Source organism: Amycolatopsis sp. cg9, assembly GCF_041346945.1.
GTDB lineage: Bacteria > Actinomycetota > Actinomycetes > Mycobacteriales > Pseudonocardiaceae > Amycolatopsis.
This window is the reverse complement of sequence record NZ_CP166850.1, coordinates 9,635,348-9,654,153: the sequence shown is the minus strand read 5'-3', so window position 1 is coordinate 9,654,153 and position 18,806 is coordinate 9,635,348. Positions and strand designations below refer to the sequence as shown.

Sequence of the window (18,806 nt, the reverse complement as noted above, 5' to 3'; positions counted from 1 at the left end):
CGGTCAGCTTGCGGATCGTCCGAGCGGACCGCCGTTCGACCTCGGAGCGTCCGAACCTCCTGACGAGCGCGAAGTAGTACGCGGCGGGCGCGATGGGTGTCCAGTGCTCGCGGCGGTCCGCCCGGAGCAGGTAGCTCACGACCTCGGAGACCGAGAACCGCCGGAACTGAGCTGCTCCACGATGGGTCCCTCGGTGAGGGCAGGTGATCCGTTTCACCTGGGACTGACCTGGCTGAGGCGGGCCTGAACCACAGCCGTTCTGACCGTGGCTCTGCTTCGCGACCAGCACCACGACATCGCCCGCGCCTTCGCCCGTCACAGTGCACGTCAGTGCCGTCGACGCCCCATACCGATGTATAACGACCTATACCGCGGGCCTCCGACTTCCGGCGGTTCCGGTGGCGCGGCCCGTGCGGTAGACCGGAAAGATCACCGACCAGGGGAGTGCCGCCATGCGGAAGTGGGCCGGGTTCTTCGCCGCACTGCTGATCGCCGGCGGGATCGCCACTCCGGCGAACGCCGACGAGCCCGCCGGCACCGTCACCGACGTCCAGGTGACCGGGCCGGTCTCGCAGCGGTTCAACCTCGTCGTCCTCGGGGACGGCTACACCGCCGCCGAACAGCCGAAGTTCTTCGCCGACGTCCAGCGGCACGTCAGCACCCTCTGGTCGCTCGAGCCGTTCAAGTCCTACCGCAGCTACTTCAACGTCTTCGCGGTGTCGATCGCCTCACCCGAGTCCGGTGTGGACTGTGACCCCTCGCTCGACGCGCCGAAGAAGAACACCCCGCTGGACATGGGTTTCTGGGGCGGCTGCAACGCGCAGAGCGTGCAGCGCCTGCTCACCGTCGACGACGCCGCCGCGCAGCGGTACGCCGACCTCGTGCCCGGCACGTCCTCGGCGAACCGGCAGATCCTGGCGCTGGGCAACAGCAGCACCTACGGCGGCGCGGGCGGCTCGTACGCGACGGCGTCGGGCGGGAACGCGTTGTCCGCGCTCATCTCGCCGCACGAACTGGGCCACTCGCTCGGCGGCCTCGACGACGAATACGACTACTACGCCCGCAACGTCCCGGGCGGCGCGTACGAAGGCGGCGAGCCCGACTCGGTCCACCACACCCTGCTGACCGAAAAGCAGCTGCGCGACCAGCACGCGAAGTGGTGGCGCTGGCTCGGCGAGCCGAGCGAGTCCGGCGGCTCGATCGGCCGCTTCGAGGGCGGCCTGTACACGCAGACCGGCGTGTGGCGGCCCAGCAAGCACTCGATGATGAAGACCCTCGGCTACAACTTCGACCAGGTCGGCCGCGAGCGGATGACGCAGCGGATCTCGGCGAAGGTCCCGCTCGTCAGCGGTGGCACGCCGGCGGGCACGATCGGCGCCGACCGCGTCGTGTGGCTGCGGACGATGCACCCCGTCGACCACCGCCTGGCCGTCCGCTGGACCCTCGACGGTGTCGCGCTGCGGGGCCGCGAAGCGGTCGACCTGCGGCAGGCGCACGTGAAGCCGGGCAAGCACACCCTGACGGCGACGGTGACCGACCCGACGCCGTTCGTCCGCGACCCGGCGGTCCGGCCGGCGGCCACGCGGACCTGGACGGTGGACACGAGCGTGGTCACGCCGCCCGCGAGCGGCCCGGCCGTCGTGGCGTCCACGCCCACCGCGCAGCCGGTCGGCGGCGGCGACGTCGTCTACGTCGAGACGGGGGAGCCGACCGGTTCGGTGCCCCAGGTCCGCTGGGCCCTCGACGGCAAGCCGGTCGCGACCGGCCCCGACTACGCGCTGAAGGAGTCACGCGGGACGCACACGCTGACCGCGACGACGGGCGGCACGACGCTGACCTGGACGGTGGACGCGGCGGCCCCGACGACCTCGGCCGAGCTGCCGCCCGCGAAGGACAACGTCTTCCACGGCTCGTTCACGATGCGCCTGAAGGCTTCCGACGGCATGCCGGAGTTCCGCGTGGACGGCGACGGCTGGCACAAGTACTACGGCTGGCCGACGGACCCGGACGCGCCCTACCTGTTCACCCCGCGCGGCACGGAGATCGACGGGCTGGCGTACGGCAACCTCGGCCCGGACGGGCTCACGGTGTCGCCGTTCACCGAGCGCAAGCCGGGGTACGGGCGGCACCGCATCGAGTACCGCTCGATCGACGCGGCGGGCAACACCGGCCCGGCGCGGTCGATCGAGGTGACTCTGCTGCCGTGATCAGCGCGGCCGGCCCGGCACCCCGGGCCGGGTCTGCCACGGGTGCGGTCCGCCGAGCGGCCGGTACTCGACGCCGAGCGCGTCGAGCCGCGGCAGGTGGTGGTCGCGCAACCGCGGCAGGAACTCCGCGTAGTCCCGCGCGCCTTCGCTCCACGCGACTTCCGCGAACGCCGACAGCCGCGGGAACGCCATGTAGTCGACCCGCCGGACGCTGTCCAGGTGCTCGCTCCACACCTGCGCCTGCACCCCCCGCAGCCGCGGGCCGGTGAGCGCCGGTTCGTACGCGTAGACGTCCTCCAGCGTGTGCACCATGCCGACCGGGATCGGCTCGTCCGGGTGGTCGGCCTGGCGGTGGTCGAGGTAGACGTGCTGCTCCGGGCACATCACGACGTCGTGGCCGGTCTCGGCCGCTCGCAGGCCGGCGGCCTCGTTCTGCCACGAGCCGATCACCATCGGGGGGAGGCCGCCGATGTCGAGGACCTCGTCCCAGCCCATCGGTGTCCGGCCGCGCGAAACCAGGTGCTCGGCGAGCAGCCGGACGAACTTGCGGTGCTCGTCGGTCGCGCCCGGCGTCTCGTCGCCGCCCAGCGCGATCACCGGGGACGGGAAGATCTCCAGCAGGTGGTCGAACACCGTCCGGAAGAAGGCCAAAGTGGACTCCGACGGCGAAAGCAGCGAAGTGCTGATGCCCCAGGAGGTCCAGATCTCGTACGACGGCTCCGTGCCGAGCGCGGGGTAGGCGGCCAGCGCCGCTCGCGCGTGGCCGGGGATGTCGATCTCCGGCACCACGGTGATCGCCCGCGCGGCCGCGTAGGCGACGATTTCCCGCAGGTCGTCGCCGGTGTAGCACCCGCCGTGCGGCCGCCCGTCCTGCGCGCCGCCGCTGCCCGTCATCGACGACGGCCGCCACCCGCCCACCGACGTCAGCTTGGGGTACTCCGGGACGTCGAAGCGCCAGCCCTGGTCGTCGGTGAGGTGGAGGTTCAGCACGTTCAGCTTGTGCGCGGCCAGCAGGTCGACGAACCGCAGCACTTCGGCCTTGGTCCGGAAGTGCCGGGCGACGTCGAGCAGGCAGCCGCGCCAGCCGAACCGCGGGTGGTCTTCCACGACGCCGCACGGGATGGTGAGCCCGGTTTCGAGCGACGCAGCGCGGAACGCGTCCGGGCCCGCGAGCTGGCGCAAGGTCTGGCGGCCGTAGAACTCCCCGGCCGCGTCGGCGCACGACAGCACGACGCCGGACGGCGAGATCTCCAGCCGGTAGCCCTCCGCCGGCAGGTCGGCGGCACGAACGTCCACAGAGGACGGCCAGGGGCACGAGCCCGCGGCGGGTGTCACCGAAACCGGCCGGGGGAGCAGGGTGTCGAAGGAAGACATGTCAGCCCTTCACGGCGCCGGCCATGCCGGACACCAGTCGTCGCTGGACGAGGACGAAGAACACGAGCACCGGGATGGTCATCAGCGTCGAGGACGCCATCACCGCGCCCCAGTCGGTGTCCTCCGGCTTGAAGAACACCAGGATCGCCTGCGGCAGCGTCTGGTTCTCGGTCTTGGAGATGATGAACGTCTTGGCGAACAGGAAGTCGTTCCAGGCGTGGATGAACGCGAGCACGCTCACCGCGACCAGCCCGGGCGCCACCAAGGGGAACAGGATCTGCCAGGTGAACCGCATCCGTGACGCGCCGTCGAGCTTGGCCGCTTCTTCGAGCTCCACCGGTACGGCGGCGACGAACCCGCGCAGCATCCAGATCGCGAACGGCAGGCTGAACGCCAGGTGCACCAGCACCAGCGAGCCCAGCTCGTTGAGCCCGAACGCCGGCACGGCGCCGCCGATCTGGCGCATCAGGAAGAACAGCGGGATGGTCAGCGCTTCCACCGGCACCATCTGCGCGACCAGCGTCATCACCAGCAGCACGGTCCGGCCCTTGAACGAGAACCGCGTCAGCGCGACCGCCGAAAGGAACGACAGCAGCAGCGACAGCGCCACGACGACCAGGGCGACGAGCAGGCTGTTGAGGAAGAAGCGCCCGAAGCCGGACACCGTGAGCACGCGCGAGAAGCTGTCGAACGACGGGCTGAACGTCCACGGCTTGGGGTTGGCCGACTGGATCTCGCCCGGCGGCTTCACCGCCGAGAGCAGCATCCAGTACAGCGGGAACGCGATCAGCCCGGCGATGACGATCGTGCCGGCCTCGGCGATCAGCCGGCCGGGACGTTTCACGGCTACAGCCATGCCGCGCTCCGGCGCTGCGACCGGACGTACAGCCCGGTGATCGACAGCAGCAACAGCGTCATCACGACTCCGATCGCCGAGCCGAGGCCGTATTCCTGCCCGGCGAAGGCCTGTTGGTAGGCGTAGACGTTGAGCACGAGGTTGCGCCCGGCCACGCCGCCGCCGTTGGTCATCACGTAGATCTGGGTGAACACCTTGAAGTCCCAGATGATCGACTGGACGGTCGCGATCATGAGCAGCGGCCGCACCATCGGCAGCACGATGGACCAGCTCGTGCGCCACACCGACGCGCCGTCGAGCGACGCGGCTTCGAGGACCTCGTCCGGCACGCCCTTGATCCCCGCGTACATCGTGACCAGCACGAACGGGAACGAGCACCAGATGACCTCGGCGGCGACGAGGCCGAACGCGCCGAGCGTGCCGAAGGTCCACGAATGGTGCTCGAACGGCAGCCCGAGCCCGGTCAGCACCTCGTTGACCAGGCCGAAGTCGGTGTCGAAGAGGAACAGCCAGACGTAGGAACCCGCGATCGCCGGCGTCGACCACGCGCCGAGCGCGGCCAGGAACAGCAGCGACCGGGGCAGCGAGCGCACCCGCGAAGCCAGCACCGCGAGCCCGGTGCCGACGACGAGCGAATCGGCGACGCAGGCCGCGGCGAACCCGACCGTCTTGCCGAGCACGGTCCAGAACTGCGCCTGGGACAGCAGGTCGGCGTAGTTCGCGAAGCCGAGGAACACCAGCGGCGCGTTGCCCGCGGCCTGCGGCTGGCCGTAGTCGTAGAACGAGATCAGGACGAGCTGGTAGATCGGGTAGGCCAGCATCGCGGCGAGCAGGATGCCCGCCGGGGCGAGGTAGAGCGCGGCGGCCCGGCCGTCCCCCCTCCGCCGCGGCTTCCGCGGGGGAGCCGTGACGGAAGGGGCTTCCTGGACGACGACCACTAGCCGAAGGCCTTGTCCATCGCGGCCGCGGCGTCGGTGAGCGCCGCCGCCGGGTCCTTGCCGCCGGTCGCGATCTGCTGCACGGCGGTCGGCAGGACGTTCTGGCTGTCGATCTTCGACCACGCCGGGGTGGCCGGGACGAACTTGGTGCCCGACTTCAGGGTGTCGACGAACGGCTTGAGGAACGGGTCGTTCGCGGCGAGCTTCTGCTGCACGCTGCCCAGCGTCGGCAGGTTCCCCATAGCGGTGTACATCTTCTCCTGGTACTTCGCGCCGCCCAGCAGCTCGATGAACTCCAGCGCCAGGCCGCGGTGCTTGCTCGCGGTGAAGACACCCAGCAGGTTGCCGCCGGCGAACGCGGGGGCGATGCTGCCCGCCGTGGTGCCCGGCAGCGGGACGACGGCGTACTTGCCCTTCGCCGCGCCCTGTTCGACGGCCTTGCGGTTGAAGTCGCCGCCGATGGTCATCCCGGCCTTGCCGCCGGCGAACGCCGTGACGCTCTGCGTGCCGGTGAGGTTGGCGCACTGCGCGGGCGGGCAGACGTCGTCCTTGAGCAGGGACGCGTACTGCCCGACGCCGGCCTTGGCCGGCTCGTCGGTCACGGCCGACTTCCACTTGCCGCCGTTGTCCTTCGCCAGCTCGCCGCCGTTGGCCCAGAGGAAGGGCAGCATCGCGTAGGTGTACTTGCCGCCGACGGCGATGCCGTAGAGGTCCGGCTTGGCGGCGCGGATCCGGCGGGCGGTGTCGGCCAGCTCGGCGAGCGTCGCGGGCGGCTTGAGGCCCAGTTCGGTGAAGACGTCCGTGCGGTAGTACAACGCGCGGATGCCGGTGTACCAGGGCAGGCCGTAGGTCTTGCCGCCGGACTTCGCGGTGTCGAGCACGGTCGGGATGAGGTCCTTGCCCTCGCCCCACGACGCGAGGTCGCCGCTCAGGTCGGCGAGCGCGCCGGTGGCGGCGTAGCTGGAGACGTCGGTGTTGCCGAACTCGGCGACGTCGGGCGCGTTGTTCGGGTCGTTGAAGGCGCCGGAGAACTTGTCGGCCCGGCCTTCGACCGGCACCCACTGGACGTCGACCTCGACGCCTTGGTGCGCGGCCTTGAACTCGGTGATGGCCTCCTTGACCGCGGCCTCCTTCGGCGCGCGGTTGGCTTCGTCGAACAGCCAGACACGGACGGTGCCGGTCTTGTCGTCCCCGCCACTGCCCGCGGGGGCGGACTGGGTGGGCGCGCAGCCGGCCAGCAGTGCCACCGCGGCGAAAACGGGCAGGGTTCGGCGCAGTCTCATGGTGTGCTCCAGTGGGGACCGGGGATCAGGCGAAGTAAACGGAGTTGACGCTGCCGACGGCGAGCGAGCCGGCGGGGGCACCGGGCAGACCGGTGGCGGGGTCGCGGGGCAGCCAGGTGACGGTGCCGGAGCGCTGGTTCGAGACGTAGAACCAGTTCTCCGCCGGGTCGAGGACCACGTGCCGCGGCCAGTTGCCGCCGGTCGGCACGGTGGACACGAGCTTCAGCGAGTCACCGGAAACGGCGAACGTCGCGAGGGTGTTGGGGCCGCGGACGGTGGCGTAGGCGAACTTCCCGTCCCGCGACAGGGTGATCTCGCCCGGGTACAGCTCGCCGGTGCTCCCGGCGGGCACGGCTGGGACGACGGAGAGCGCCTTCAGCGTGCCGGTGGCCGCGTCCCAGCTCGCCACCGTCACCTCCGGCCGCAGCTCCTGCAGGATGTAGGCGAACGCGCCGGTCTTGTCGAACGCGAGGTGCCGCGGTCCGGCGCCGGCGGGCAGTTCCAGTTGCTGGTGCAGGGAAAGCTTCCCGGTGGCGACGTCGAGCGAGTAGACGTACACCGAGTCGGCGCCGAGGTCGACCGACAGCACCCAGCGGCCGGTCGGGTCGTTGACGACCTGGTGCGCGTGCGCCTGTCCGGAGTCCGCCTGGTGCGTCACGAGGTCCGTGGCCGCACCGAGCTTGCCGCCGGCCAGGATCGGCAGCACGACGACGCTGCCCGAGCTGTAGTTCGCGGCCAGCACGTACTTCTGGCTCGAGTGCACGCTCAGGTGCGTCGGCGCGCCGCCCTTCGACGAAACCTTGTTGAGCAGCTTCGGCTTCGCCGCGTCGGAAACGTTCAGCGCCGAGACGTACCCGGCCGGATCGCCTTCGTTGGTGACGTACAGCGTCTTGCCGTCGGCGCTGCGGTCGAACCACGACGCGTCGGTGATGCCCGGCACGGTCCGGACGGGCCCGAGCGTGGCGCCCGTCCGGCTCGAGACGTCGAGGCCGTGCCCGGTGGCCCCGCTGGTGTAACTGCCGATGTACGCGGTTCCCCCCACGATGCAGCCCTTCGAAGTGGTGGCCGCGGAAGCGAACTGCGCACCGAGAACGGTGGCGGCACTCGCTCCCGCGGCGGCGCCGAGGAACGTACGACGGGAAAGTCCGGTCATCGTCTTTGTCTCCCAACGGTTCGGGCGGCGGCTTCCCTCCAGTATGGTCTAGACCACGGCCATGAGCAATGCCGAAGCCCCGAAACCGGAAAGGGAAAGCACGGTTTCCAGTGCCGTCCAGGACTTCAGCGTCTGCGGCACCGTCAGGTTGAAGTACCGCGAAACGATCCAGAACCCACCGTCGTTGACGTGCGAAGCGATGATCGACCCGGCGGAGATCGCCATGACGAGCAGCGCCAGCTGGATCTGCGAATACCCGAGCTGCGCCACGGTCGGCGCGACGATCCCGCTCGTGGTCACGATGGCGACCGTCGCCGAACCCTGCGCGATCCGCATGCCGCAGCTGATCACGTAGGCCGCGAGCAGCACGGGGAGCCCGGCGTCGTGCAGCGAATCGGCCACGGCCTTGCCGATCCCGGTGGCCGAGAGCACCGCGCCGAAGAACGCGCCCGCGCCGACGACCAGCAGGATCATCGCGACCGGCCGCAGCGACTTCGCGGCCAGCTCGTTGAGGTCCTTGCCGGTGAACCCGCGGCGCAGCCCCAGCAGCCAGGACGCGAGCAGCACGGCGACGGTCAGCGCGACCGCCGGCGTGCCGATGAACGCGGCGACCCCGGCGAGGGCGGAGTTCTTCGGCAGCCAGATGCTGCCGAACGTGCCGGCCAGGATCAGCACCAGCGGCACCGCGATGATCGCGGCGACCAGGCCCAGCGACGGCGGGTTCTCTTCCTTCTCGCCGTCTTCTTCGGCGAAGACCATGTCCTCGGGCACGTCGACGACGATCCGCTTGCCGATCCAGGTCGAGTAGAGCACGCCGCCGATCAGGAACGCGGGGATGCCGCAGGCCAGGCCCATCAGGATGATCCAGCCGAGCTCGACGTGCAGCAGGCCGGCCGCGGCCACCGGGCCGGGGTGCGGCGGCAGGAAGGCGTGCGTGATCGACAGGCCGGCCAGCAGCGGCATCGCGTACAGCACCAGGGACTTGCCGCCCTGCTTCGCGGCGACGTAGACCAGCGGTGCCAGCACGAAGATGCCGATGTCGAAGAACACCGGGATGCCGAAGACGAACCCGGCGACGCCCATCGCCAGCGGCGCCCGCTTCTCGCCGAAGGACCGCAGCAGCGCACCGGTGAGCACCTTCGCGCCGCCCGAGCGTTCCAGGATCGACCCGAGGATCGTGCCCAGCCCGATGATCGCCGTGATGTGCCCGAGGATGCTGCCGAACCCCTTCTCCAGCAAGGAGTCCGACGCCTTCTGGGCGGAACCGACGATCGTCCCGACGGGCAGGCCCGCGGCCAGCGCGGTCAGCAGGCCGACCACGATCAGCGCGATGAACGGCTCCAGCTTCAGCTTGATGATCAGCACCAGCAGGACGGCGATCGAGACGGCGGCGAGCGTCAGCAGCCCGCCCGTGGTGTGTTGCAGCCAGTGGATCATCGGGCTCTCCGGGGGTTGCGCAGGGAGTGTCCGGCGAGGGCGCCGGTGGGGGTTCCGTCGTCGAGGGCGGCGACGCCGTTGACGAAGACGTGGGTGATCCCGGCGGCGGCCTGCCGGGGATCGTCGAAGGTGGCGGTGTCGGTGATCGTTTCGGGGTCGAACAGCACGAGGTCGGCGGCGTACCCGGCGCGGACGAGCCCGCGGTCGGTCAGCCGCAGCCGCCGCGCGGCCCGCCCGGTCAGGTGGGCGACGCACTCGGCGAGGTCGAGTACGCCCAGTTCGCGGACGTACCGGGCCAGGTAGCGGGGGAACGTGCCCCACGCGCGCGGGTGCGGCCGGGCGCCGACGAGCAGGCCGTCGCTGCCGCCGGTGTGCGTGCGGTGCCGCATGATCGCCTGGACGTTCTCCTCGTGCCCGACGTGCATCAGGCAGGACGTCCCGAGCTTCTCGTCCAGCAGCGTGTCGAAGTACAGCTTCGCCGGTTCGGTGCCGGCCGTGCGCGCGGACGCGGCGACGCTGTGGCCGACCAGGTGCGCGTTGCGCTCGTTGCGGACGCCGTTGATTTCGATGGCGTCCCAGTCGATCGGGACGCCGTGCGCACCGTCCGAACCGGACTCCTCGATCGCGGCGCGGATCCGCTCGCGTTCGTCCACATCGGACAACCGGGCGAGGGTCGGTTCGAGGCCGCCCTCGGTGGCCCAGCTCGGCAGCAGCGCCGAGAGGTAGGTCGCGCCCGGCAGGTACGGGTAGGTGTCGAGGCTGATGTCGCAGCCGTCGTCGAGCGCGTCGTCGAGGAGCTTCAGCAGCTCGGGTGCCTTGCCCTTGTTGACGGAGAAGTTCATCGTCGCGTGCGCCAGGTGCAGCGGGCAGCCCGAGCGGCGGGACACGTCGATCATCTCGGCGAACGCGTCCAGCGCGCCCTTGCCGTAACTGCGGTGGTGCGGGCTGTAGAACCCGCCGCCTTCGCCGGCCACCCGGCACAGCTCGACCAGCTCGCTCGTCTCCGCGTACATCCCGGGCGTGTAGGTGAGCCCCGACGACATGCCCATCGCGCCCTCGGCCAGGCCGGTCGCGACGAGTTCCTTCATGCGGTTCAGCTCGGCGTCCGTCGCGGGCCGGTCGTCGAAGCCGACGGCGAGCATCCGGACCGTGCCCTGCGGCACGAGGTAGGCGGCGTTCACGGCGATGCCGCGGTCGAGCCGGTCGAGGTACTCGCCGACCGAGCGCCAGTTCCAGTCGAACCCGGCCGGGTCGTCGTTCCAGCCCGCGAGCTGCTGCCGGAGCGCTTCGAGCACAGCGTCGTCGACCGGCGCGTAGGACAGCCCGTCCTGGCCGAGCACCTCGGTCGTGACGCCCTGGGTGATCTTCGCCGGGTGCTCCGGGTTGGCCAGCAGCTGCAGGTCGGAGTGCGAATGCATGTCGATGAACCCGGGCGCGAGCACGAGCCCGGCGGCGTCGATGGTCCGGCGCCCGGCCAGCGAGCCCGCCTCGGCGACGCTCGCGATCTTGCCGCCGGTGAGGCCGACGTCGTGGCGGGTGATCGGGTCGCCGGTACCGTCGGCGACCAGCGCGTTCTTGATCACGACGTCCATCAGAACCACGTCCGGACGAGGTCCACGACGGTTTCGCCGTCGCCCGCCGTCACCGGCAGCAGCGGCCACTTGTCGAACACCGTGCACGGGTGCGAGAGGCCGAGCCCGATCCAGTCGCCGACCTCGACCGGCGACCCCGGCGGCAGCGTGAGGAACGCGTGCTGGTCGTTCATCTTCGCGACGACGTGCCCCTCGAGCGGCTCGGCGGGGCCGTTCGGGGTGCGGCGCAGCTGCGGCTCGGGCATGCCTTCGTCGAAGGACGCGTCGCGCTTGCCGATCGTGAGCAGCGCGAGCTCGTCCGACGGCTTGGACGTCACCTGCGCCCAGGCCCGCAGCGCCGGCCGGAACGACTCGACGCCGTCGATGCGCGGGTGGTCGCCGAGCGGGGAGATCTCGCGGTAGAAGCCGTCGTCGTGGGTGAGGTAGGCGCCGCTGCGCAGCACCGGCAGCACGTCCAGGCCGGCCGGCCACGGCTTGGTCAGCTCGTTCGCCACCTGGTCGAAGTACGCGCTGCCGCCGGCGGTGACGATGATCTGCCCGTCGAGGAGTCCCTTGTCGGCGAAGGAGATCGCGAGGTCGCGCAGACCGTCCACATAGGAGCTGATCTTGGCGAGCGCGGCTTCGTCGGTGTCGTGCGAGAGCGCGCCTTCGTAGCCGCCGGTGCCGCGCAGCCGCAGCACCGGGCTGGCCTGGACCGCCTCGGCGATCGCCAGCGCGGTGGCGGTGTCGCGGACGCCGGTGCGGCCGCCGTCCGCGCCCAGCTCGACGAGGACGTCGACCGGGCGCTCGCTGCCTGCCAGCGCTTCGGTCATCAGCTCGACGCCGCGGACCGAGTCGACCCAGCAGAGGAACTCGAAGGCCGGGTCCGCCGCCAGCTCGGCGGCCAGCCAGCGCAGGCCGGCCGGGTCGAGGAACTGGTTGGCCAGCAGGACCCGCGAGACGCCGAAGGCGCGGTAGATCCGGAGGTGACCGGCGTTCGCGCAGGTCACGCCCCACGCGCCGTGCTCGATCTGGCGTGCGAACAGCTGTGGCGCCATGGTCGTCTTGCCGTGCGGGGCGAGCACCACGCCGCGTGCGGCGCACCACGCGGCCATCGTCCGCAGGTTGTGCTCGAGAGCTTCGTCGTCGAGCACGACGAAGGGCGCGAAGAACCCGTCGGTGAAGAGGTTGAGCCTGCGGTCCGCGGCTTCTTCCAGGGTGAGCCCGGTCAGGGCGGGGGCGGCGGAGCGGAAGCGCCAGTCGACGCGCTCCTGGCGGAGGGCGTCGAGCGCGGCGGTGTTCATGGAGCAGGCGGCGGGTGCGTTCATCGGCGGCGACCTCTGTTGCGTATGTTGCAACGACTGTTGCGCATTTTGAGTGCCATAGGTGTAGCATCCGGGTCGCCACAGGTCAACGGGGTGAAGGGCAGGGAGACGGACAGTGACGAGCGGGCCCGAGGTGCTGTGTGTCGGCGAGTCGATGGCGATGTTCGTGCCCGCCGAAGCCGGCCCGCCGGACGAGGTGAAGCGGTGGCTGCGCACGATCGGCGGCGCCGAATCGAACGTGGCCTGCAACCTGCCGGCGCTCGGGGTGTCGAGCGGCTGGGTCAGCTCGGTCGGTGACGACCCGTTCGGCCGCGCGATGGTCCGCGAGATTTCCGCGAAGGGCGTCGACGTCAGCGCGTGCTCGGTCGACCCGCGGCGCCCGACCGGGCTCTACATCAAGGAAAGCGGCGCGGGAGGCAGCCCGGTCCGCTACTACCGGACGGGTTCGGCCGCCTCCGCGATGGGCCCCGAGGTCCTCGACCGGCTCGACCTCGGCGGCGTCCGCGTGCTCCACCTGTCCGGTATCACGCCGGCGCTGTCCGACAGCTGCCTCGCGCTGGTGCGCGCGCTGCTGGACCTGCCCCGCGGCGACCGGCTGATCTCGTTCGACGTCAACTTCCGCCCCGCGCTCTGGACCGGCCGCGACCCGAGCCTGCTCGCGGAGCTGGCCGGGCAGGCTGACATCGTGCTGACCGGCGACGACGAAGCCCAGCGCGTCTGGGGGACCGGCGACCCGGCGGAGCTGCGCGCCCTCCTTCCGGGCCCGCGCACCCTCGTCGTCAAGCACGGCGAGCGCGGCGCGACCCTGGTCGAAGGGGAACCACTGTTCTCGCCTGCGCTGCGGGTCGACGTCGTCGAGCCGGTCGGCGCCGGGGACGCGTTCGCCGCCGGCTTCCTCGCCGCGACCCTCCGTGGCGCCGCCCCGCTGCACCGGCTGCGCCAGGGGCACCTGCAGGCCGCCGCGACCCTGCTCACCCACGACGACGTCGGGGTGCCGCTGCCCCGCACGGTCGTGGCTACCCTGCTGCAGGCCGACCCGGACGAGTGGCGTTCGGCGCGGCTGACCGGAGAGGGCGTGGTGCTCACGTGAGCCAGAGCCTGGACCGCGCTTTGACGCTGCTGAACTCGATCGCGAAGGACGCGCGCACCCTCGACGACCTCGCCGACGAGATCGGCGTGCACAAGTCGACCGTGCTGCGGCTGCTGCGGACCCTCGAGCAGCACCACTTCGTCCGCCGGGAAGGCGTCCGCCACTACCGGCTCGGCAGCGCCATGTTCGACCTCGCCAACCAGGCGCTCGACTCGATCGACGTCCGCCGCAGCGCCCAGCCCGCCCTGGCCGCGCTCAACGCGCGCACCGGCCACACGGTGCACCTGGCCAGCTACGACGACGGCGAAGTCGTCTACATCGACAAGTACGAGGGCCGCCACTCGGTGCGGATGTACTCGCGCATCGGCAAGCGTGCCCCGCTGCACTGCACGGCGGTGGGGAAGGTGCTGGTCGCGGCGATGCCCGCGGCCCGCCGCGAGGAGATCGCGCGCTCGATCGAGTACCCGGTGCTGACCCCGAACACGATCACCACCCCCGAGGCCTACCTCGCCGAGCTGGAGCGCGTGGCCCACCTCGGCTACGCCGTCGACAACGCCGAGCACGAGGACTTCATCCACTGCGTCGCCGCGCCCGTCCGCGGCGCCGACGGCGAGGTGCTCGCCGCGGCGTCGATGTCGGTGCCGAAGGTGCTGCTCGACTACGAAGGCCTGCTCGCCCTGGTTCCGGACCTGCGGGCGGCGACGCACGAAGCTTCCGTCCACAGTGGATGGACGGGGAACGGAAAGGGGCACTGATGAGCAAGACGGCAGTTTCCACCGAGAACGCGCCGAAGCCGCCGGCGAAGTTCTCGCAGGCCGTCCGCAAGGGGAACCTGCTGCAGGTCGCCGGCCAGGTCGCGTTCGACCCGGCCACCAACGAGATCGTCGGCGACGACGTCGTGGGCCAGACCCGGCAGACGTTCAAGAACATCGAGGCCGTGCTGGCGGAGGCGGGCTCGAGCCTCGCCGACGCGATCATGGTCCGGGTCTACCTGACCGACACGGCGCACTTCGCGCCGTTCAACGAGGTCTACAACGAGCTGATCGGCGACGGCCCGCACGCCGCCCGCACGACGGTGTACGTCGGCCTCCCGGGCGAGCTGCTCGTCGAGATCGACGTGCTCTGCGTGCTGGACTGACGTCCCGCCGGGGCCGGGTTCGCGCCCGGCCCCGGCGCGCTCAGCCCAGGACGCTCGTGTAGCCGTTGAGCGCGGGCTGCCCGCCGAGGTGGGCGTAGAGGACGGTGGATCCGCGCGGGATCTCGCCGCGGCCGACGAGGTCGATCAGTCCCGCCATGGACTTGCCCTCGTACACCGGGTCGGTGATCATCCCCTCCAGCCGGGCGCACGTCCCGATCGCGTCCACAGTGGACTTGTCGGGGATGCCGTAGATCCCGGCGTGGTACCGGTCGTCCAGCTCGACCTCGGGGACCTCGCCGGCGCCGATCAGCTCCGCGGTGTTCCGCGCGATCCGGGCGACCTGCTCCCGCGTCTCGGCCGGCTTCGCGGAGCCGTCGATGCCGAGGATGCGCCGCGGTTTGCCGCTCAGCGCCGTGCCCGCGACCATCCCGCCCTGCGTGCTGCCGGTGACCGAGCAGACGATCACCGTGTCGAAGAAGACGCCCAGTTGTTCTTCCTGCGCTTCCAGTTCGACGATCCAGTTCGCGAAGCCCAGGCCGCCGAGCCGGTGGTCCGAGGCGCCCGCCGGGATGGCGTACGGCTTCCCGCCGCCGGCCTCGATCTCGGCGACCGCGTCTTCCCAGGCCTGCTTGAAGCCGATGCCGAAGCCGGCCTGGACGAGCCGGACGTCCGCGCCGAGGATGCGCGAGAGCTGGATGTTGCCGACCTTGTCGTAGAGCGGGTCGTGCCAGTCGACCCAGCTTTCCTGCACCAGCACGGCCTTGAGCCCGGCCCGCGCCGCGGCCGCCGCGACCTGCCGGGTGTGGTTGGACTGGACGCCGCCGATCGAGACGAGCGTGTCCGCACCCTGGGCCAGCGCGTCGGCGACCAGGTACTCGAGCTTGCGGGTCTTGTTCCCGCCGTACGCGAGGCCGGAGTTCACGTCCTCGCGCTTGGCCCAGACCTTCGCGCCGCCGAGGTGTTCGGTGAGGCGGTCGAGGGGGTGCACCGGCGACGGGCCGAACAGCAGCGGGTAGCGGGGGAAGTCGGCGAGGGTCATCGGTCCTCCAGGAGGTCGGTCCAGATGGTGGAGATCACGGAGACGGCGGTGGCGGCGTCGTGGGCTTCGAGGGCGTCGATGAGCTTCGTGTGGCGCAGCACCGAGTTCCAGGCCAGCGCCGAGCTGAACCGGGCGTGCTCCAGCCGGCGCAGCAGGGGGGTGTAGCGGTCGAGGGTCGCGGCGACGGCGGCGTTGCCGGCCAGCCGCACGGGGATGTCGTGCAGTTCGTCGTCCGCCCGCACGGCGGCCGCGATATCTCCGGCTTCGATGGCCTTCGCGAACCGGTCGTTGGCCGCGCGCATCGCGGCGACGTCGGCCGGCCGGCACCTCGCGGCCGCCTCCCGCACGGCGAACTCGTGCAGCACGCGCACGATCTGCCGGGCGTCGACGACGTCGCGGGACATGACGTCGGAGACGCGCGTGTAGCTCTGCGGCTTGGAGTCGACGAGCCCGTCGTCGGCCAGCCGCCGGAGTGCTTCCCGGACGGGTGCCTTCGAGAGCCCGAGCTGCTCGGCGAGGTCGCCGTCCCGCAGGGGGGCGCCGGGTGGCAGCGAGCCGTCGACGATGGCCTGGCGGATGCGGTCGTACGCCTCGTCTCGCAGCAGTGGGCGGGTGACCTTCGAGAGACTCACATCTAACATGTTAGATGTTGCGAAGCCCGTCCGGCAAGGAGCCAGGCGGGTGGGATGTCAGTAGACGGGGCCGGTGTACTTTTCCCCGGGACCCTGGCCGGGGGGATCGGGCACGACCGAAGCCTCGCGGAACGCCTTCTGGAGCGACTGCAGGCCGTCGCGCAACGGGCCGGCGTGCAGGCCCAGGTACTCGGCGGACGCGGTCACCAGCCCGGCGAGCGCGGTGATCAGCCGGCGGGCCTCGTCGAGGTCGCGGTGCGGGGAGGTCTCCGGGTCGGCGTCGGCGAGACCGAGCCGTTCGGCGCCGGCCGACAGCAGCATCACGGCCGCGCGGCTGATCACCTCCACGCTCGGGATCTCCTCGAGCTGCCGGGCGGAATAGGGGGGCTGTTCGGGGGGTTGTTCTGACACGTCTGGTACCCTTCCACGAGCGACCAGCCTCCGAGCGATCGGGGGCGGCAAGTGGAGCCCCGCTCCCACCCGCGTCACCGTCCAGGTGGCCGGGTCCGGTCTCGCCCGGACGTCAAGTCCAGGGTGAAGAAGTGTCCTCCGGGGCACGATCGGAAACAGAGTGGGCCCCGCGCACCGACAGGTGACGGGGCCTTCGCTATGTGGGCACCAGGTCGAAACGAGAACAGGAAACATTCCTCGGACCAAGGAGGCCCCATCAGCTCCGAGACACGCATCAACGACCGAATCCGGGTGCCGGAGGTCCGACTCGTCGGGCCCGCCGGTGAACAGGTCGGCATCGTCCGGATCGAGGATGCGCTGCGCCTGGCGCAGGAGAACGATCTCGACCTCGTCGAGGTCGCGCCGCAGGCCCGCCCGCCGGTGTGCAAGCTCATGGACTTCGGCAAGTTCAAGTACGAGAGCGCGCAGAAGGCCCGCGAGTCGCGGCGCAACCAGCAGCTGACCGTCATCAAGGAACAGAAGCTGCGCCCCAAGATCGACCAGCACGACTACGAGACCAAGAAGGGTCACGTGTCGCGCTTCCTGGCGGCGGGCAACAAGGTCAAGGTCACGATCATGTTCCGTGGTCGCGAGCAGTCCCGGCCGGAGCTCGGCTTCCGGCTGCTGCAGAAGCTCGCCGACGACGTGACCGAGCTGGGCTTCGTGGAGTCGTCGCCCAAGCAGGACGGTCGCAACATGATCATGGTGCTGGCCCCGCACAAGAACGTGAAGCCGAAGGCCAAGGCCGAGGCGGCCCCCGAGGCGTAAGCGCCGACCAGCACGAGTCAGCGGCTCACCGGATCTCCGGTGAGCCGCCGCACGAAAGAGGACTGAAATGCCGAAGATGAAGACCCACAGCGGGACGTCCAAGCGGATCCGCGTCACGGGCTCGGGCAAGCTGCGCCGCCAGAAGGCCGGCCGCCGCCACCTGATGGAGAAGAAGTCGAACCGCCTCACCCGCCGGCTCGAGGGCACCACCGAGCTGGCGAAGACCGAGGCCGGCCGCGTCAAGCGCCTGCTCGGCATCTGATCCCGCAGAACTTGCTGTAACCACCCGGGGCGTCCCCCTCGCCCCCTGAGATCGACAGGATGGACCCGTGGCACGCGTCAAGCGGGCGGTCAACGCCCAGAAGAAGCGTCGCGCAACTCTCGAACTGGCCAGCGGCTACCGCGGCCAGCGTTCGCGGCTGTACCGCAAGGCCAAGGAGCAGACGCTTCACTCGCTCAACTACGCCTACCGGGACCGCCGTGCCCGCAAGGGTGACTTCCGCCAGCTGTGGATCACCCGCATCAACGCGGCGGCCCGCGCCAACGGCGTGACCTACAACCGGTTCATCCAGGGCATCAAGGCCGCGGGTGTCGAGGTCGACCGCAAGATCCTCGCGGACCTCGCCGTCAACGACGCCGCCGCCTTCACCGCGCTGGCCGAGCTCGCCAAGGCCAACGTGAACACCGAAGCGAAGTCGGCCTGACCGGCAGCTTTCCCCGGCCCGGGGCGGATCCGTTCACCGAACGGACCCCCCGGGTCGTTGCTGCGCGCAAGCTGACGCGGCGCGCGGAACGCGACAAGACCGGCCGGTTCCTGGCCGAAGGCGCCAACGCCGTCGAGGCCGCGCTGGCCGGCGGCACGGTGCACGAGCTGTTCGTCACCGCCCGCGCGGCGGAGCAGCACGCGGACCTGGTCGACGCCGCCCGCGCGGCCGGCGTCGGGGTCTCGCCGATCACCGACCGCGCCGCCGACGGGCTGTCGGAAACCGTGACGCCCCAGGGCATCGTGGCCGTCTGCGCGCTGCTCGACCGGCCGCTCGACGAGGCCGTGGCAGCGGGCGCCCGGCTCGTCGTGGTGCTCGTCGACGTCGCCGACCCCGGCAACGCGGGCACGGTCATCCGCGTGGCCGACGCCGCGGGCGCCGACGCGGTCGTCCTGGCCGGCGACACCGTCGACCCGCACAACGGCAAGTGCGTCCGCGCCGCCGCCGGCAGCCTCTTCCACCTGCCGATCACGCGGATCCGGGACGTCCCCGCCGCGCTGGCCGCCTGCTCGGCCGCGGGCCTGCGGACGTTCGCCGCCCACGGCTACGCCGACGCCGAACTCGATCGGGTGGATCTCACCGCCCCGACCGCGTGGGTTTTCGGCAACGAGGCCCACGGCCTGCCCGCCGACGTCCTCGACCGGACGGACCTCGCGGTCCGCATCCCGCTGTACGGCAAGGCGGAAAGCCTCAACCTCGCCACCGCGGCGGCGGTCTGCGTCTACACGAGTGCGCTGGCGGCCCACCGCTAGGCTCTTCCGGACCAAGACCTTTCCGGGGG

The 18,806-nt window shown here is 71.1% G+C and carries 19 protein-coding genes; 8 read left to right on the top strand and 11 right to left on the bottom strand.

Translation table 11 applies throughout. The features are described from left to right. The first annotated feature begins 452 nt into the window (after positions 1-452). Positions 453-2,207, top strand: a complete 1,755-nt coding sequence (locus tag AB5J73_RS44280; protein WP_370965499.1) for a M64 family metallopeptidase — start codon at positions 453-455, stop codon at positions 2,205-2,207. Here AB5J73_RS44280 and AB5J73_RS44275 read toward each other — a convergent pair whose 3' ends face one another. Genes AB5J73_RS44275 through AB5J73_RS44240 form a run of 8 tightly spaced genes read right to left on the bottom strand, consistent with a single transcriptional unit; the run spans position 2,208 to position 12,147 of the window. Further along, a complete protein-coding gene (locus AB5J73_RS44275; protein WP_370965497.1) occupies positions 2,208-3,581 on the bottom strand; it encodes a beta-N-acetylhexosaminidase in 1,374 nt (457 codons plus the stop codon). It abuts the gene before it with no gap. A 1-nt stretch (position 3,582) separates the two neighbouring features. Further along, positions 3,583-4,437 carry a carbohydrate ABC transporter permease gene (locus AB5J73_RS44270; RefSeq protein ID WP_370965495.1) on the bottom strand — a complete coding sequence of 285 codons (855 nt, stop codon included), beginning with the start codon at positions 4,435-4,437 and terminating at the stop codon, positions 3,583-3,585. Beyond that, the gene (locus AB5J73_RS44265) at positions 4,428-5,375 is read right to left on the bottom strand and encodes a carbohydrate ABC transporter permease (RefSeq protein ID WP_370965493.1); all 948 of its coding nucleotides are present in this window, start codon (positions 5,373-5,375) and stop codon (positions 4,428-4,430) included. The genes AB5J73_RS44270 and AB5J73_RS44265 overlap by 10 nt, the downstream gene beginning before the upstream one ends. Next, positions 5,375-6,658 (bottom strand): extracellular solute-binding protein, encoded by a 1,284-nt coding sequence (locus AB5J73_RS44260; RefSeq protein WP_370965491.1) that lies wholly within the window; start codon positions 6,656-6,658, stop codon positions 5,375-5,377. The genes AB5J73_RS44265 and AB5J73_RS44260 overlap by 1 nt, the downstream gene beginning before the upstream one ends. A 25-nt stretch (positions 6,659-6,683) precedes the next feature. Next, the gene (locus AB5J73_RS44255) at positions 6,684-7,811 is read right to left on the bottom strand and encodes a lactonase family protein (protein ID WP_370965489.1); all 1,128 of its coding nucleotides are present in this window, start codon (positions 7,809-7,811) and stop codon (positions 6,684-6,686) included. A 48-nt stretch (positions 7,812-7,859) separates the two neighbouring features. Beyond that, a complete protein-coding gene (locus tag AB5J73_RS44250) occupies positions 7,860-9,248 on the bottom strand; it encodes a GntP family permease (RefSeq protein WP_370965487.1) in 1,389 nt (462 codons plus the stop codon). Continuing rightward, positions 9,245-10,840, bottom strand: a complete 1,596-nt coding sequence (locus tag AB5J73_RS44245; protein ID WP_370965485.1) for an amidohydrolase family protein — start codon at positions 10,838-10,840, stop codon at positions 9,245-9,247. The genes AB5J73_RS44250 and AB5J73_RS44245 overlap by 4 nt, the downstream gene beginning before the upstream one ends. Beyond that, positions 10,840-12,147, bottom strand: a complete 1,308-nt coding sequence (locus AB5J73_RS44240; protein ID WP_370965483.1) for an amino acid deaminase — start codon at positions 12,145-12,147, stop codon at positions 10,840-10,842. Before AB5J73_RS44240 ends, AB5J73_RS44245 begins: the two co-directional genes overlap by 1 nt. Positions 12,148-12,298: 151 nt before the next feature. On the opposite strand from AB5J73_RS44240, the gene AB5J73_RS44235 reads away from it, so the two are divergent. From AB5J73_RS44235 to AB5J73_RS44225, 3 genes are read left to right on the top strand one after another with little or no spacing between them, the layout of a single operon-like run. Next, positions 12,299-13,234, top strand: a complete 936-nt coding sequence (locus AB5J73_RS44235) for a sugar kinase (RefSeq protein WP_370973510.1) — start codon at positions 12,299-12,301, stop codon at positions 13,232-13,234. Then, positions 13,231-13,989 (top strand): IclR family transcriptional regulator, encoded by a 759-nt coding sequence (locus AB5J73_RS44230; protein ID WP_370965481.1) that lies wholly within the window; start codon positions 13,231-13,233, stop codon positions 13,987-13,989. Before AB5J73_RS44235 ends, AB5J73_RS44230 begins: the two co-directional genes overlap by 4 nt. Further along, a complete protein-coding gene (locus AB5J73_RS44225) occupies positions 13,989-14,372 on the top strand; it encodes a RidA family protein (protein ID WP_290054049.1) in 384 nt (127 codons plus the stop codon). Before AB5J73_RS44230 ends, AB5J73_RS44225 begins: the two co-directional genes overlap by 1 nt. A 40-nt stretch (positions 14,373-14,412) precedes the next feature. Here the strand turns inward: AB5J73_RS44225 and AB5J73_RS44220 are convergent, their stop codons facing one another. The 3 genes from AB5J73_RS44220 to AB5J73_RS44210 are packed head-to-tail and all read right to left on the bottom strand — an operon-like array spanning position 14,413 to position 16,454. Further along, entirely contained in the window at positions 14,413-15,411 is a 999-nt protein-coding gene (locus AB5J73_RS44220; protein ID WP_370965478.1) for a 1-aminocyclopropane-1-carboxylate deaminase, read from the bottom strand. Then, positions 15,408-16,052, bottom strand: coding sequence for a GntR family transcriptional regulator (locus AB5J73_RS44215; protein ID WP_370965476.1), 645 nt, complete (start codon positions 16,050-16,052; stop codon positions 15,408-15,410). The genes AB5J73_RS44220 and AB5J73_RS44215 overlap by 4 nt, the downstream gene beginning before the upstream one ends. Before the next feature lie 48 nt (positions 16,053-16,100). Beyond that, the gene (locus AB5J73_RS44210) at positions 16,101-16,454 is read right to left on the bottom strand and encodes a DUF1844 domain-containing protein (RefSeq protein WP_370965474.1); all 354 of its coding nucleotides are present in this window, start codon (positions 16,452-16,454) and stop codon (positions 16,101-16,103) included. A 198-nt stretch (positions 16,455-16,652) separates the two neighbouring features. Here AB5J73_RS44210 and infC point away from each other — a divergent pair, with 198 nt between their 5' ends. From infC to AB5J73_RS44190, 4 genes are all read left to right on the top strand, one after another. Beyond that, entirely contained in the window at positions 16,653-17,261 is a 609-nt protein-coding gene (gene infC, locus AB5J73_RS44205) for a translation initiation factor IF-3 (protein WP_086672340.1), read from the top strand. Positions 17,262-17,328: 67 nt separating this feature from the next. Further along, positions 17,329-17,523 (top strand): 50S ribosomal protein L35, encoded by a 195-nt coding sequence (rpmI, locus tag AB5J73_RS44200; protein WP_125312384.1) that lies wholly within the window; start codon positions 17,329-17,331, stop codon positions 17,521-17,523. Between the two features lie 67 nt (positions 17,524-17,590). Beyond that, positions 17,591-17,965: a 50S ribosomal protein L20 gene (gene rplT / locus AB5J73_RS44195; protein ID WP_086672344.1), complete on the top strand. Its 375-nt coding sequence runs from the start codon at positions 17,591-17,593 to the stop codon at positions 17,963-17,965. Next, positions 17,962-18,777, top strand: a complete 816-nt coding sequence (locus tag AB5J73_RS44190) for a TrmH family RNA methyltransferase (RefSeq protein ID WP_370973508.1) — start codon at positions 17,962-17,964, stop codon at positions 18,775-18,777. Before rplT ends, AB5J73_RS44190 begins: the two co-directional genes overlap by 4 nt. Positions 18,778-18,806: the final 29 nt, after the last annotated feature.

Bases quoted from the DNA above. Each gene is read 5' to 3' on its own strand.
- AB5J73_RS44280 (WP_370965499.1), top strand. From the start codon at position 453: ATGCGGAAGTGGGCCGGGTTCTTCGCCGCACTGCTGATCGCCGGCGGG.
- AB5J73_RS44275 (WP_370965497.1), bottom strand. From the start codon at position 3,581: ATGTCTTCCTTCGACACCCTGCTCCCCCGGCCGGTTTCGGTGACACCC.
- AB5J73_RS44270 (WP_370965495.1), bottom strand. From the start codon at position 4,437: ATGGCTGTAGCCGTGAAACGTCCCGGCCGGCTGATCGCCGAGGCCGGC.
- AB5J73_RS44260 (WP_370965491.1), bottom strand. From the start codon at position 6,658: ATGAGACTGCGCCGAACCCTGCCCGTTTTCGCCGCGGTGGCACTGCTG.
- AB5J73_RS44255 (WP_370965489.1), bottom strand. From the start codon at position 7,811: ATGACCGGACTTTCCCGTCGTACGTTCCTCGGCGCCGCCGCGGGAGCG.
- AB5J73_RS44250 (WP_370965487.1), bottom strand. From the start codon at position 9,248: ATGATCCACTGGCTGCAACACACCACGGGCGGGCTGCTGACGCTCGCC.
- AB5J73_RS44245 (WP_370965485.1), bottom strand. From the start codon at position 10,840: ATGGACGTCGTGATCAAGAACGCGCTGGTCGCCGACGGTACCGGCGAC.
- AB5J73_RS44240 (WP_370965483.1), bottom strand. From the start codon at position 12,147: ATGAACGCACCCGCCGCCTGCTCCATGAACACCGCCGCGCTCGACGCC.
- AB5J73_RS44235 (WP_370973510.1), top strand. From the start codon at position 12,299: ATGGCGATGTTCGTGCCCGCCGAAGCCGGCCCGCCGGACGAGGTGAAG.
- AB5J73_RS44225 (WP_290054049.1), top strand. From the start codon at position 13,989: ATGAGCAAGACGGCAGTTTCCACCGAGAACGCGCCGAAGCCGCCGGCG.
- AB5J73_RS44220 (WP_370965478.1), bottom strand. From the start codon at position 15,411: ATGACCCTCGCCGACTTCCCCCGCTACCCGCTGCTGTTCGGCCCGTCG.
- AB5J73_RS44215 (WP_370965476.1), bottom strand. From the start codon at position 16,052: ATGTTAGATGTGAGTCTCTCGAAGGTCACCCGCCCACTGCTGCGAGAC.
- infC (WP_086672340.1), top strand. From the start codon at position 16,653: ATGTGGGCACCAGGTCGAAACGAGAACAGGAAACATTCCTCGGACCAA.
- rpmI (WP_125312384.1), top strand. From the start codon at position 17,329: ATGCCGAAGATGAAGACCCACAGCGGGACGTCCAAGCGGATCCGCGTC.